Below are 14689 nucleotides of genomic sequence, written 5' to 3'. Positions count from 1 at the left end.
CGCCCGCCCTAAGTCAGAAACTTAGTGTCGTATAGTCGACCTCGTCAGGATAGAACCCGTCTTCCATTGAGGTCTGGTGCACACGTATCAATTTGCCACCCTCAACCTTGGTGATGGATTGCAGCCCGAAGGCCTGGTGGGTTTTGCCATTGAACGTCTTTGGTCCTTGCGGATGTTCTCGGCTTTCGGTGAAATCGGTCATCTCTTCGATAGCCTCGACGACCTTCTGCCGGTCCGCCGGTCCTTGGTATCCAGATGCCTCCATCGCCTGTCTGGCAACAAACAGGGTCTCCCATGTCGAAAACATGTGCGCGTAGGTCGCGACATCAGCCGAATCCGAAACCGAAGCACCGTTATCGTCCACCCCAACCGCTTCGCGATAGAAGGTCTCATGATCCGATGCATCCGCCTGCTTATAGCGTGGGTGGCCTTCCCAGAAATGCGAACCGTCGAGAAATTCGAGGCCGGGAGAGTTGATATCAACCGCCTCAAGCGAGTCGATGAAACCGAACAGCTGCGGCCGATCTCCCGAGCCATAAAACTCGCCCAGTTCTTTAACAAAGGTCAGAACGGCGGGACCTACCATGACGTGATAGATGACATCCGTATCCGAAGGAATCTGTGGGAAATAGCGAGTGAACGAGGTTTCGGTCGGCGGGATCGCAATATGCTTGATCACCTCGCCGCCCTGCTCTGCCACCGCTGCGGTGAAATAGTCGCGGTGATCGTGACCGAATGCAAAATCGGGGAAAATCATCGTGACCTTCTTGCCGAGGTTCGAGGTCACGAATGGCGCCATGCCCTGCACCTGGCTTTTCACGTCCGTTATGCCCGGTTGCATGGTCCAGCGATTCAGCATCCCGCTCGCAACGTGATGCCCTTCGGAACAGACAAGATACGGCACCTTCAATTCACCCGCTCGCGGGGCGGATCCGATGACCACATGGGAAAAGAGTGTACCCATCACCAGGTCACAGTTCGATTGGGTCGTCAGCTTTTCGACCACCTCGGCACCGCGCTTGGGGTCAGTGCCGTCGTCTTCGAATATGATCTCAACAGGTCGCCCGTTAATGCCACCTGAGTCATTGAGAACCTGAAGTGCAGCAGATGCCGTGCGCTCATACCAACGTCCGTAGGATGCCCCGATCCCGGTGCGATGAAGTTGGAACCCAAAGCGAATTGGCTCAGACGATTGCGCTTGCGCATAGCGCGCTGCAAGACCACCGGACAGAAGCGCGCCCGTGCCCGCAAGCCCTTTGACGAAAGATCGACGATTGAGATTTGAGAGGATTGGCTTGTTTGTCATCAAACACCTCCGCTGTTGTAACGACGCAATTTCATTGAATTCCTGACTGCGTCTTTTGTTTCCCCTTGGTCACGGAACACGGAGTCGTTGCGAAATGCAAACCCTTTCTCATCCCGCCGTTGGTGCGGAAAGCAACCACAACCCGAAGACCGTATAGCCCACCATCAATATCGTGACCGGCAAATGAGCCCAAAGACTCGGCCCGACGCCTGCCCGTTCACCCAACCGAAAGCCAAGGATCACTGCAAGTAGATGAGCCGCGAGGATAACCGAGAACTGGGCAGCCCAAATCGACAGTACGCCCGTACGGGTCGACAGAAAGCCGAAAGAAACCCAATGATCTGAAAGTCCAAGCAGATGCCAGCCTTTTCCAAGCGGATCATTGATCGCGGCAATCAGATATTGCCCATCTGTCAGGAAAGCAACGAGATAGTGCGCGACATGATACCCTGCTGCAATTGGTAGAAACGCCAGCATCATTGGTCCGATTGCCTCCCGAAACTTTCCCCGTGGAAGACCCAAACGGACCGCGCCGAGTATGAGGGCCGTGCTTATCCCCCAGAAAATGATAAGAGAGACAGAATTCACCTTCAAAACAGCTGAACGACCAGGAAACTCCAAGGGATTGATGTCGAGGCGGGCGAGCCACCAAAAGGTTTCGGACAGTCCATCGAAGCTTACCGAGGCGAGCACAAGAGTGACGAAGGCAATAGCTGAAGGTGCCAGCGGTTCGATCCGCAGAACCTGAGCACCGGGTGGTCCAGCCATGACCATGATACCACCGCTACGCACTTCGCCCCATAAGGGCGCGATTTTGGAAATAAACCCAAAATAGACCGACAGAAACTCACCTCGCCTCAACCATTCCTCTCCTTCTGCGACGGCGAGAACGAGAATGGCAACATAGTATATGACCGCGACCCGGGCGAGATGCGGTGGGTCCGCGGGGGCCAGTGACACGATCTCGAACCAGGCAAATCCCAGATAACCCAGCACGGCAGGCCAGTATCCAAGCCTAGAAAGACCAATTCTCTTCTTCCTGCCCAAAAGGTGGCGCAGCAATCGTACCGGGCCACTCCATGGTTCGATTTTACGCCACAGATCGCCGAACAGGACAGCCAAAAGCGTAAGCCCGACCCAGAGCATGGTCCACAGCATCAAAGGTAACAAGTTTTCTGCCGGGTCGTGTGTTCCCCAGACACCTGTCCCGATGAGGACAGCGAAAACTGCTGTACCAATCCAATTTAGTGCGGTGCGAGCGAGAAAAGCCGGACGGAAAAACAATTCGAAAGCAGGAAATTTCGGTGGCCGAGCAGCGAATGCGCTCAGGAGTGCCGTCAGCACTACGGCAATTGCAGCACCGACCATGTACCACCCGGTCGGCAGCGTCAGGATAACCATGCGCTCGGAGGCATGAGCATAGGCCATGCCGGGAAGTACCACGAGGAACACTGCAATCAAGCGTATCATTGAAGCCCCTTCGCGCGTGTTCGATGACACGGTACAATCAATTCTAATGGCAATAAGTGCCCCTTTTTGCCATGTTCCACTGTCTCAAGCAAAAAGCCGATCAAGGAAAACCGAGCTGATTTCCTTTGAAATCGCCCTTTCGCTCGCGATGAAGAAAGCCAAACCTTACTGTAGTCTCCAAGGGTGGCTCGCGACATCAGGCAATTGGACTCTGTTGCCAACGATTTCGTGCTTCCCAAGTTGATAGTTCTTCCCTCTGCTCAAAAGGTTCATTCCCTAAGTCATTCGCGGTATCGCGGTTTTTTGGCAAGAAATTGAGGTAGCCGAAACAGCGTTTTACATCGAACCGCGAATGCGGTCGCCACATACCTACCGACCCACGCTCAAGAGCCGCCGTTGTGCTGTCGACAAGATCGGTTTCTGCCGTCCTCCGTTTTTCTACGTAGTAACAATCGAACCGAAACGGAGGCCGTCAATCGGCGCTACTCGTTTTCGGGTCGATGATTGCCCTCCCGGCACTGCGATACGCGTCCGGCTCCTTCTGACCCACACACTTCCAAATCCGCGCTTTATGATGCCCTCGAACGGCAAAGTATCATTGCTGCTTGGGGGGCTGTTCAACCTAATTAGCCAACAGCCAACTATGATTCTTGGGCCCTGAATCTGACACCGAGGTCGCGAAAAGCTTTCTCATGCCAATCTAGGAATACTCACTTCCCTTCCGATTCGTTTTACGCAAAAGTGGCTAAGACTTGATAACGAAATAGTTACCACAGAAGAAAGCACGCAAAAGTGAGGAGAATTGAATGCGATTTCGACAGGCAGTTTTTGTAGCGCAGTTGGCGGTTGCGAGCGTTGCCCTTGCAACGTCCGTGTCGGCACAGGAAGGAAAACCGAATATTCTTGTGATCTGGGGGGACGATATCGGCCAGTCCAACATTTCAGCCTATACGTTTGGACTAATGGGGTATCAAACACCCAACATCGACCGGATTGCAGACGAAGGGATCATGTTCACCGACTATTATGCAGAACAATCCTGTACCGCTGGTCGAGCATCTTTTATCATGGGGCAATCGGTGTTTCGAACCGGCCTGTCCAAGGTCGGCTTGCCGGGAGCAGAAGAAGGCATGCAGACAGAGGATCCGACGATTGCCGCTTTGCTGAAGGCCGAGGGTTACGCAACCGGCCAATTCGGAAAGAACCACTTGGGCGACCGGGACGAGCACCTGCCAACCAACCACGGCTTCGATCAGTTCTTTGGCAATCTGTATCACCTGAACGCCGAGGAGGAACCTGAGAACGAAGACTATCCGCGTGATCTGGTTCTGCCGAACGGAGAGACTTTTCTGGATCGCTATGGCCCGCGCGGCGTAATCCGATCATCGGCTAACTATGGTGAGAGTGAGATCTCACAAACCATCGAAGATACCGGTGCACTGACCAAGAAGCGCATGGAAACTGTCGACGATGAAACCTCTGCTGCAGCTTTGGCGTTCATCGAAGAGAAGACAGCCGAAGGCACGCCATGGTTCGTTTGGTGGAACGGCACCCGAATGCACTTCCGCACGCATGTCACAGACGAAAACCGCGGAATCTCTGGTCAGGATGAGTACGCCGACGGGATGGTCGAGCATGACATGCATATCGGCCTGTTCCTCGAAAAGTTAGACGAGCTTGGAATCGCGGACAACACTATCGTATTCTACTCCACAGACAATGGCCCGCACATGAACACTTGGCCCGACGCGGCGATGACACCTTTCTGGGGCGAAAAGAACACCCAATGGGAAGGCGGTTGGCGCGTTCCCGCAATGGTGCGCTGGCCAGGGAAGATCGAGCCGGGCTCGATCACGAACGAAATCGTTCACCACATGGATTGGCTCCCGACTTTCCTTGCAGTAGCCGGGAATGAAACGGTCAAGGACGATTTGCTAGAGGGAGTTACCGTCGACGCGATGGCGGGGCGCGAGTACCGTGTGCATTTGGACGGCTACAACATCCTGCCGCTACTGACGGGCGAAACAGACCAAAGTCCGCGCAAGGAGGTGTTCTATTTCACCGATGATGGTGATCTGGCGGCGCTACGGTTTTCCGACTGGAAGATCACGTTCCTAGAACAAACCGCGTGGGCGACTTTCCGGGCATGGATGGAGCCATTAACCCCCCTGCGCGTACCACTGATCACGAACCTGCGTCGCGATCCGTACGAGAGAGCCTATCGCACATCGAACACCTATTATGATTGGGTTCTGGATCGTGCATACCTGCTGGTGCCCGCACAGCAATACGTCGGACAATTCCTAGCAACATTCCAGGAATATCCACCCCGCCAGGAAGCAGCATCTTTCAGCCTCGACAAGGTTATGGAAACGCTGCAGGATCCCGGATCACGATAGGATGGTTAGACCGCCCGGCCCATGCCGGGCGGCTCTTCGTTTTCAGTAAAAGCCAGCGACAGATCCGGTCTCCAACCAATTTTGTGGGGCATCAACAAGCCGGATTGGATCAAACATTAGCCGCGAGGATCATGGATATGCGATTGCAGAAGATGTTGCCTCTATTTGCCGCATGCGCCGCAGCAACATCGCTTGCCGCACAGGAGAAGCCGCGACTGGTCCTGCAGATCACGGTGGACCAGTTGCGCGGCGATCTGATCGACCGATTTGGTTCGGGTTTCGGATCGGGCGGTTTTGCCTACCTTCTTGAAAACGGCGCAGTGTTTGCCAACGCCCATCACGACCATGCAAACACCGAGACGATTGTCGGACACACAACACTCGCGACCGGCACCACCCCGTCGATTCACGGCATGGTGGCGAATCTTTGGTTTGACCGAGTGTCGGGAACGCAATTCTACAATGTACAGGATCCCGACTACCCGCTGATCGGCGCGCGAGGAGTGGATGAGAGTGCCGAGATCGATCCGACACAAAGGGCGGCGACCACGGATGGCCGATCCCCTCGTGCCATTCTGACATCGACCATTTCCGATGAAATCGCCCTTCACTTCGGGCCTGAGGCAAAGGTTTTTGGCGTGTCGGTCAAGGATCGCGGGGCGATTTCCATGGCAGGTCACGCGGGCCAGGCTTTCTGGTTCTCGAAAAGCGAAGGACGTTTCGTAACCAGCACGTTCTATCGCGACAACTACCCGGATTGGGTTCATGAGTGGGAACATCAAGATCTCGTTCAAAGCTATGCCGGACAAAGCTGGACCTTGCAGAGTGACCCTGAAAGTTATGCCTTTGGTTACAGGGACGATCAGTTGTGGGAAACTGATTTTCCTGGTTTTGGCCGCACGTTCCCGCATGACTGGGGCTCAGCAGATGACAAGTATTTCACGACACGCCTGACACTCAGCCCGGCCGGGGACGAGATTACCGCAGATTTTGCAAAGGCCTTGCTGATTGGCGAGGGATTGGGGCAGGATGATGTGCCCGATTACCTGGCGGTCAGCTTTTCATCGACTGATTATGTGGGGCACATATTTGGCCCGTCGAGCTTGGAAGCAGAGGACAATCTGCGCCGCTTGGACGGCACGCTGTCCGACCTGCTGGCTTTCGTCGATGAGCACGTCGAGCTGGATAAGACGCTCGTCATTTTGTCTGCCGATCACGGTTCACCAGAACATCCAGGATATCTTGAAACGCTGGGTATTGAAGCGGGAACATTCGATTTCGAACGCGTCGACACGGAACCGGGTTTCGTTCGCCTCTCTGCGGATTTCGGGGAAAGCCGCCCGTTGATCCGCAACTTCTCGAACCCATATCTGTACCTTGACCATCAGGAAATCGAGGCGCGCGGACTGGATCTCGCCGAAGTAGCGCGCGCGGTAGCCGAAGAACTCGACCGTCTGGACGGCATCGCCCATGCAATTGCCAGCGACGACCTTCGAACCGGCGCGGTTGCCCCGGGGAAAATCACCAATGCCGTGCTTGCCAATTTCCACCCGGAACGATCGGGGGACATCTATGTTGTGTTTGAACCGCATTGGTTTATCGCCGATTTTGACGGTCTTACCGTTGCTTCGGCACATGGCTCGCCTTGGACTTACGACACTCACGTTCCCATCATCCTTGCCGGTCCGTACATCTCGCCAGGGCGTTTCTTGCATCGCGTCTCAACCGTCGACGTAGCTGCCACCATCGCGACTTATCTTGGCACAAAAATGCCATCCGGTTCGGTGGGGGAACCATTGTTCGAGTTTTTGCGGTGAAGTTCCCGGCCCTGCCAGATGTGCAAACAACTCGCGGCTCGATCTTATGGTTGGGGCAATTCTTGGCGATGGTATACCTGCTTACGCAACCTGCAGCTTCGGAACCTGACTATGTGGGATCAGACGAATGCACCGATTGCCATACAGAGTCTGCCGCAGCATGGAAGGGATCTCATCACGCCAGAGCCTGGACGACCGCCACACCAGAAAACGTACTGGCGGATTTCAATGAAACCGAATTCACACTGGACGGGATGACAGCACGGTTTCGCGTGACGCCAGACGGTCGCTATAATGTGTCGGTCCGAGAGTTAGACGGGAGCACGACTGACTACGCGATCCATTCGGTTGTCGGGGTTGAACCGCTGCAGCAATATCTAATCGAAACCGAAAAGGGACGGCTGCAAAGCTTTGACGTGGTTTGGGACACGGAAAAGGGCGGTTGGTTTCATCTTTATCCGGAGCAGAATTTTGGACCCGACGATGGGCTGCACTGGACAGGGCCTTACAAAACATGGAACAGCCGCTGCGCTGCCTGCCATGCAACCGGATATAACGCGAATTATGATTTACCGAGCCGCAGCTTTGCGTCTTCACAAATCGAAATCGGCGTCGGGTGTGAGGCTTGCCATGGGCCGGGATCAAGCCACGTGGATTGGGCCAGCAAGCCAGAGACGATGCGAGAGCCCCCTCCTCTGGCTTACGGATTCCCGGTAGATCTGTCTGATCGTCGTCAAATGATACAGCAATGCGCCGGATGCCATTCTCGTCGCGAGGCCCATTTTGACGGTAATCCGGTTCCGGGAACGCCTTATGACGATGCCTATGGCCTGTCATTGTTGCGTGAAGGTCTCTACCACGCAGACGGTCAGATTCAGGGCGAGGTCTATGTCTATGGCTCTTTTCTTCAATCCAAGATGTATGCCAAGGGCGTGGCATGTGGTGATTGCCATTTGCCGCATGAGGCCAAATTAATTGCCGAAGAGAACGGTATCTGTACAACGTGTCACAGCCTGGCAGGAAATCCGGATTATCCAAGCCTTCCTTTACTGGATTTCGACTCCTCTGATCACACTCACCACCCCAAAGGATCATCGGGCGCACAGTGCAAAAACTGCCATATGGTCAAACGTGTCTATATGGGCAACGATTGGCGCGCCGATCATTCATTTCGCATTCCGCGCCCCGACCTTTCGAAAAGAACAGGTGCACCCGATGCCTGCACCACATGCCACACCGATGAGACATCGGATTGGGCCGCCTCCAAACTTGAGGAGTGGTTCCCGGACAGCGACAAGCGCGGCCCTCATTATGGAGAGGTGATCGCCCGAGGTCGAAACGATCCTGTGACCGCTGCGACCGACCTGCGCGATCTGGCGCTGAATGACGAGATGCCAGGGTTGGTTCGGGCAACAGCGCTTTATCTACTGGAGCAGACGCAAGACCCTGAAGAGGCCGAATCGCTGGTCAAGTTGATCCAGGATCCCGACCCGGTGGTGCGTAGCGCAGCAGTTGGCCTGCAAAGGATTGCATCAGCGATCGACCGCGTGCAGCGTACAATAGGTGCGTTGGCTGATCCGTCGCGTTCCGTACGTATGGCTGCGGCCAAGGCGATGCTACAGGCGCCGATAGCCCGATTGCCGTCGCAAGACGCCAAAAACATGCGCCGCGCGTTCGATGAGTGGCAGAGCGCGATGGCAAGCAGGCTGGATTTTCCCGAGACGCATTTGCAACTAGGTGGAACCGCCCTTGTGATGCGGAACCTGCCCGCCGCAGCAAACGCCTTTACCGAAGCTGCACGGCTTGACCCCCAACTCATAGACGCCTGGATCATGCAGGCACGCTTGGCACTGGCACTGGGGGATGTAGCAGCAGCAACTAGTGTGTTGGCCCGAGCGCTGAGGTATAATCCCGGATCACTTTCGCTGCAACTGATGCATTCCCAACTCACTCAAGACCAACTGGATCTTTTGCCGCCCCCTCAAGAACAATAGCCATCGGCCACAGGGGCGATCCAACTACTTTTGTTCATTGAACTACAACCTTTCCGACAACCCAGGTGCGGTCCCAACTTCTGCAAACTTCGCATTCATCAGAGGTGCTGCATTACCCGTTCTCGTCGTCGAAATGGCAGGTGCGAATTCTCTACCCGGTTGTCGAGACAGCGACCACACGCCGGCAGTCCATCACGCCCCAGATTGCGAAGCGCAGTAGCCGTTCGGTCAGAGCGCTATGGCACGGTTGAAGGGACTTCTGTTATGCTGCTTAAGCAGCGCAACGCCCTGGCATGAGTTCGTCGAGTCGCGTGATCTTGTGAGCTATCTCCTGAAATTCGGACACTGAAGTAAGCTATGATTAGTTGTCACTGGTCTTCCACGAAGAGGAGATCAGAGATGTCGAAACGGAAGAACCTCTCGCCCGAGTTCAAGGCGAAAGTCGCGCTCGCAACTTTTTCGCGTTCGACACGTCCATCCCGCCAAACTTGGCTTTGCATTTGCAAAACGTCGCATCGCTGATCCTGTATTTGCGGCACAGCTCCTGAGCTTTGACCCCAGCCTCGTTTCCCTTGATCATTCCAATGATCTCTTCGTCGGTAAATCTGCGTTTTACAGTCCATCCTTTGCTCGGACGGATTGCAATACCCCGGTGGCCTGATTTCAGGGGGCTAGATCACTGCCCGCCTCGTCACTGCGCGGGCATTTCGTCGGCTTGACGAACCTACGGGGCAGAAACAACCATCTTTTGGACACGTCAGCTGAGTGATCAGTCACAACCGCCAAAATCACAAAGATACTCAGCATAGGATCCCTCTGTAGCTCGACAAAATACAAACGATAGCCAAACCGGCTTAAAATTGGCATTGTTGCGATGACATGCAAAATCTCAATAAATTTGCGAGATCAAATTGGTGTCGAGGGTCTTCATGCGTTGGTTGATGATACTTGCACTACTAATTTCAACCGAACCGGTTTGGGCACAGGAACGCCGTGCCCTGATAATCGGGAACAACGATTATGAAGAAGTCGAAAAGCTGGATAAGGCAGTTGCCGACGCGCTGTCACTGTCCCAGACGCTTGATGTTCTCGGGTTTGACACTCATTTAGCCACCGATTTGGGGCGGCGCGGGATGAACCGCCAAATCTCGCAGTTCACGTCTCGATTGAATCCGGGTGACATTGCGCTTTTGTTCTTTGCCGGGCACGGCGTCGAGATCGACGGTGAGAACTATTTGTTACCGACCGACATCATTGTTCCCTCAAACGGAGAAAGCGATTTCGTCAGATCCGAGGCGATTGCCCTATCGGATCTGCTGGATCGTATTCGCACCACGGGCGCACGCGCCTCCATCGCGATTATCGACGCTTGCCGAAACAACCCGTTTGAGGTGACAAATGGCAGAAGCATTGGAAAAACAAGAGGCTTGGGACGGATCATTGCGCCACAAGGCACATTCGTCATCTTCTCTGCCGGTGCAGGCCAACTGGCGCTGGACCGGCTTGACGACGATGACACTGCAGAAAACTCGGTTTTCACGCGGGCGCTGCTGCCGCTCATCTCACAGCCGGGGCTGGAGATTCGCGCTTTGATGTCGGATCTTAGGGTCAGCGTCCGTGATCTCGCCAGCACAGTGCAGCACCGACAGATACCCGCGTATTATGATGAACTGATCGGTGAGTTCTACTTTGCGATTGCACCTCGAAATCAGTCGGAAGGGGTGGCGGATTTCAAGAATTCTAACGACATTCGGCTTGATCTGGAACTGACCCGCTCTATCGGAACGGTCCAAGCCTATGACGCATTTCTAGAAAAATACTCAGATCGATCCGACGCGTTCGCCTTTCAGGTTGCGTTGAAGTTGAGGGATTCGCTGGAAGATAGTAGTCCCGACAAAACGGTCGCGGCTCATTCACCACAAGGAAAGGAAACTGAGATCGAGGTCCTGATTGAACAAAGCCAGGTAGAACTCAATAGACTAGGATGCTCAGTAGGGTCACCGGACGGCATCGCAGGACCCAGAACCAAAACGGGCTTTCGGGCATATTTAACTGCCACCGGTTCTTCTCTAAAACCAAGTGATCTCGGCAGTAAAAAAGCCCTTAAGGAACTGGCGGGCAAACCGGGGCCGGTTTGTGTTGCTATTCCAACTCCAGAACGCAAATCGATTGCCCCTACTCTGGCCGGGACATGGTCGTTTTCCGCAACCTGCGCGGCTTTTCTGAAAGTCACTGGATCAGCCAGCTATACTCAAGCAGGGCCAAACTTCTTTCGTGGGCAGATTTCGGATTCCCTTGGACAGACTGGATCGGCCGAAGTGTATCTGTCAGGACAGGATATCAGTGGGAAAAGTTTCTTTCCGGGCAAAACAAATGTCTTTTCCGGGCGTTTAGCACCCGATGGAAACAGCTACACAACCGTTGGCACGTCTACCTGCAATGTTCAGGCGAGAAGGCTTCAGTAGCGACTCCCGGCGTCAATTGAGCCGGTATTCCCCGACAACGTTTCGCCACTCTCCGGATGACAACATCTTGCGATGTGTAAAGCGGACAGAATGGAGCGGCCCTTCAATCTCGCGTTGCCAGAACTCGATGAAACCGAACAGTTTTGGATGATCGGGCGCAAGATCATAGTCCTGCCACACAAAGGTGTTCAGGACATGGATATAGTCAGGCATGTGATAGAAGATTTCAGCCGTTGTCAGGCCGTAGCCTTTAAGCATCAATTCAGTTTCGTTTTTTCCCATACAGACCTCCGGTAAAAAACCTCGGTCACAATATGATAACACAAACTCCTTCAAACGCTCATAAAAACAATGTGTTAACATTACGACATCGAGAGTTGTCGGCTGCAGATGCTGTTTGCTTGCACCCTATATGCAGGTTCTGATAAGATGCGGCCACAAGATATAGACCCTTCACAAGGAACGGGCAGTTTACGTGAGCGATACGCCAGAAACCCCTGAAACCACCGACGAAAATCCCCCTCAACGCCCAGCGTATGATGGCCCGACGGTTTCCATCGAATCCGAGATGCGCAATTCGTATCTCGACTATGCGATGTCGGTCATAGTAAGCCGCGCGATCCCAGATCTGCGCGACGGACTGAAACCTGTACATCGCCGCATCCTCTATGCGATGCACGAGACTGGAAATACCCATGACAAGTCATATCGCAAATCGGCCCGACCGGTTGGTGACGTTATGGGTAAGTACCACCCGCATGGTGACAGCGCCATCTATGATGCTCTGGTACGGATGGCTCAGGATTTCTCGATGTCGCTGCCTTTGCTTGATGGCCAGGGCAACTTTGGCTCGATGGATGGCGACAACCCCGCGGCTATGCGTTACACAGAAGTCCGGATGGACAAACCCGCGAGCGCCTTGCTGGCGGACATCGAAAAAGAAACAGTCGATTTTCAGGACAACTACGACGGCAAGGACCGTGAACCGACTGTTTTGCCGGCCCGATTCCCGAACATGCTGGTCAACGGCGCTGGCGGTATCGCCGTCGGCATGGCAACCAACATTCCTCCGCACAATCTGGGTGAAGTGGTTGATGCCACTCTGGCACTGATCGATGACCCGGATCTGACAAGCGAGCAACTGATCCAATACGTGCCCGGCCCCGACTTTCCGACAGGTGGTTTGATGCTGGGTCGCTCGGGGGCTCGCAAAGCCTATCTGGAAGGGCGCGGCAGCGTCATTATCCGCGCCAAGACGCGGGTCGAAGAACTGCGCAAAGACCGCTATGCCATTATTGTGGACGAAATTCCCTATCAGGTGAACAAGGCCGCGATGATCGAAAAAGTCGCCGAAGCAGTTCGCGAAAAGCGGATTGAAGGAGTCGCCCATGTTCAGGACGAATCCGACCGCAACGGCGTGCGCGTTGTGGTCGAGTTGAAACGCGACGCCACACCCGAGGTCGTTCTGAACCAACTCTACCGCTTTACACCAATGCAGACCTCCTTCGGCTGCAACATGCTGGCGCTGAATGGCGGTCGGCCCGAGCAACTGACTCTGCGCCGGTTTCTAACATGCTTCATTGATTTCCGTGAAGACGTGGTGGCGCGTCGTACTGCTTACGACTTGCGAAAAGCGCGCGAACGCAGCCATATTCTGTGCGGATTGGCTGTCGCCGTTTCCAACGTGGACGAGGTCGTCGCGACAATTCGAAGCTCTGCCGACGCTTCTGAAGCGCGCGAAAAGCTGATGACGCGCCGCTGGCCGGCCTCAGACATCGCAAGCTACATTCGGCTGATTGATGACCCGACCCACACCATGAACGAGGACGGGACCTATAACCTGTCCGAAGCACAGGCCCGCGCAATTCTCGACCTGCGTCTGCAACGCCTAACCCAACTTGGCGTCAAGGAAGTCACGGACGAACTGGAAAACCTGGCCGCCAAGATCAAGGAATTCCTGGAAATTCTCGGCTCGCGCGAGCGTATCATGGAAATCATCGCAGACGAACTTCGCGAAGTGCGCGAGAATTTTGCCGTGCCGCGCCGTACCGAGATAGTCGACTGGTCCGGAGACATGGAAGACGAAGACCTAATCGAACGTGAAGACATGGTCGTCACTGTGACCTCGGGCGGCTACATCAAGCGCACCCCATTGGCCGATTTCCGTGCTCAAAAGCGTGGCGGCAAGGGGCTGTCAGGGATGCAGACCAAGGAAGAGGATGTGGTCACCACCCTTTTTGTGGCTAATACACATACACAACTATTGTTCTTCACTACCGACGGAATGGTCTACAAGCTCAAGACTTGGCGCTTGCCTCAGTCAGGACGCACCGGCAAGGGTAAGGCCATCGTCAATATCTTGCCGATCCCGACCGGTGTTTCCATTGCGGCAATCATGCCGGTCGATGTGCCGGATGAGGAATGGGAAAACCTCCAGATCATTTTCGCCACCAGCGCGGGCGATGTTCGCCGCAACCGGTTGTCGGACTTCACCAATGTCCGGCGGAACGGAAAGATTGCGATGAAATTGCCCGAAAGCGTCGAACTGGTAAATGCACGCATCTGTTCTGAAGACGAGGACGTAATGCTGGTCACCAATTCCGGTCGCGCGATCCGCTTCCGCACCACTGACGTGCGGGTCTTCAATTCACGCGAATCCACTGGTGTTCGGGGAATCAAACTGACCAACGGAGATCGCGTTGTTTCAATGTCGGTTATTCGGCATTTCGAAGCCGGTCCCGATGAACGAGCCGCATATCTAAAAATGCGCCGCTTAATGGCTGGTGTAACAGAAGACACCGAGAATGACGAGGACGAAGGCAACGCGGACAGCGTGCTGCCGCAAGAACGGTACGCCGAGATGTCCGCCGCCGAAAACCTGATCCTGACCATCACGACAGGCGGAGCGGGCAAGCTCAGTTCCAGCCACGACTACCCGGTCCGGGGACGTGGCGGCATGGGAGTTGCGGCCATGGACAAAGCCATGCGAGGCGGCGATCTGGTTGCCTCTTTCCCGGTTGAGATCGACGATCAGATCATGCTGGCGACATCTAGGGGCCAATCGATCCGTGTTCCGGTTGATGGCATTTCCTTCCGGTCACGCAGCGCAGGTGGCGTGCGCGTATTCAACACAGGAAAAGGTGAAGAAGTCGTCAGTGTCGCCTGGATCGCAGATCAGGGCGAAGAGGACGAAGCGGACACAGGAAGTTGACCACCAAAGAGCGGCAGACATGCCGCT

Annotated in this window: 8 protein-coding genes and 2 pseudogenes; 5 read left to right on the top strand and 5 right to left on the bottom strand. The window is 54.7% G+C overall.

Features of this window, described 5'->3' with window-relative positions; all coding sequences use genetic code 11:
* Positions 1-13: 13 nt before the first annotated feature.
* Positions 14-1306, bottom strand: a complete 1293-nt coding sequence (locus tag ACR0LZ_RS16665; RefSeq protein WP_480750956.1) for an ABC transporter substrate-binding protein — start codon at positions 1304-1306, stop codon at positions 14-16.
* Positions 1307-1414: 108 nt separating this feature from the next.
* Positions 1415-2776, bottom strand: coding sequence for a hypothetical protein (locus tag ACR0LZ_RS16660; RefSeq protein ID WP_480750954.1), 1362 nt, complete (start codon positions 2774-2776; stop codon positions 1415-1417).
* An 806-nt stretch (positions 2777-3582) separates the two neighbouring features.
* On the opposite strand from ACR0LZ_RS16660, the gene ACR0LZ_RS16655 reads away from it, so the two are divergent.
* The 3 genes from ACR0LZ_RS16655 (at position 3583) to ACR0LZ_RS16645 (ending at position 8986) form a co-directional block, all read left to right on the top strand.
* Positions 3583-5175, top strand: a complete 1593-nt coding sequence (locus ACR0LZ_RS16655) for an arylsulfatase (protein WP_480750952.1) — start codon at positions 3583-3585, stop codon at positions 5173-5175.
* A gap of 137 nt (positions 5176-5312) precedes the next feature.
* Positions 5313-6992 (top strand): alkaline phosphatase family protein, encoded by a 1680-nt coding sequence (locus ACR0LZ_RS16650; RefSeq protein WP_480750951.1) that lies wholly within the window; start codon positions 5313-5315, stop codon positions 6990-6992.
* A 68-nt stretch (positions 6993-7060) separates the two neighbouring features.
* Positions 7061-8986 carry a multiheme c-type cytochrome gene (locus ACR0LZ_RS16645; RefSeq protein WP_480751003.1) on the top strand — a complete coding sequence of 642 codons (1926 nt, stop codon included), beginning with the start codon at positions 7061-7063 and terminating at the stop codon, positions 8984-8986.
* A gap of 107 nt (positions 8987-9093) precedes the next feature.
* Here the strand turns inward: ACR0LZ_RS16645 and ACR0LZ_RS16640 are convergent.
* Together ACR0LZ_RS16640 and ACR0LZ_RS16635 are read right to left on the bottom strand one after the other, a co-directional pair.
* Positions 9094-9219 (bottom strand): annotated as a pseudogene (locus ACR0LZ_RS16640) (IS6 family transposase); the annotation flags it as partial.
* A gap of 215 nt (positions 9220-9434) precedes the next feature.
* Positions 9435-9626 (bottom strand): annotated as a pseudogene (locus tag ACR0LZ_RS16635) (transposase); the annotation flags it as partial.
* A gap of 289 nt (positions 9627-9915) precedes the next feature.
* On the opposite strand from ACR0LZ_RS16635, the gene ACR0LZ_RS16630 reads away from it, so the two are divergent.
* Complete coding sequence (locus ACR0LZ_RS16630; RefSeq protein ID WP_480750950.1) at positions 9916-11451, top strand: caspase family protein; 1536 nt, start codon at positions 9916-9918, stop codon at positions 11449-11451.
* A 12-nt stretch (positions 11452-11463) separates the two neighbouring features.
* Here ACR0LZ_RS16630 and ACR0LZ_RS16625 read toward each other — a convergent pair whose 3' ends face one another.
* Complete coding sequence (locus ACR0LZ_RS16625) at positions 11464-11733, bottom strand: usg protein (protein ID WP_480750949.1); 270 nt, start codon at positions 11731-11733, stop codon at positions 11464-11466.
* A gap of 193 nt (positions 11734-11926) precedes the next feature.
* Between ACR0LZ_RS16625 and gyrA the strand changes: the two genes are divergently transcribed.
* On the top strand, positions 11927-14662 hold the full coding sequence (gyrA, locus tag ACR0LZ_RS16620; RefSeq protein ID WP_480750948.1) for a DNA gyrase subunit A: 2736 nt from the start codon (positions 11927-11929) through the stop codon (positions 14660-14662).
* Positions 14663-14689 lie beyond the last annotated feature (27 nt).

This window comes from Ruegeria sp. CI1, from assembly GCF_056536925.1.
Note: the sequence above shows the minus strand (reverse complement) of the source record. Positions and strands in the feature narration are given on the sequence as shown.

Coding starts and splice junctions, on each gene's coding strand:
- ACR0LZ_RS16665 (WP_480750956.1), bottom strand. CDS start 1,306: ATGACAAACAAGCCAATCCTCTCAAATCTCAATCGTCGATCTTTCGTC.
- ACR0LZ_RS16660 (WP_480750954.1), bottom strand. CDS start 2,776: ATGATACGCTTGATTGCAGTGTTCCTCGTGGTACTTCCCGGCATGGCC.
- ACR0LZ_RS16655 (WP_480750952.1), top strand. CDS start 3,583: ATGCGATTTCGACAGGCAGTTTTTGTAGCGCAGTTGGCGGTTGCGAGC.
- ACR0LZ_RS16650 (WP_480750951.1), top strand. CDS start 5,313: ATGCGATTGCAGAAGATGTTGCCTCTATTTGCCGCATGCGCCGCAGCA.
- ACR0LZ_RS16645 (WP_480751003.1), top strand. CDS start 7,061: ATGGTATACCTGCTTACGCAACCTGCAGCTTCGGAACCTGACTATGTG.
- ACR0LZ_RS16630 (WP_480750950.1), top strand. CDS start 9,916: ATGCGTTGGTTGATGATACTTGCACTACTAATTTCAACCGAACCGGTT.
- ACR0LZ_RS16625 (WP_480750949.1), bottom strand. CDS start 11,733: ATGGGAAAAAACGAAACTGAATTGATGCTTAAAGGCTACGGCCTGACA.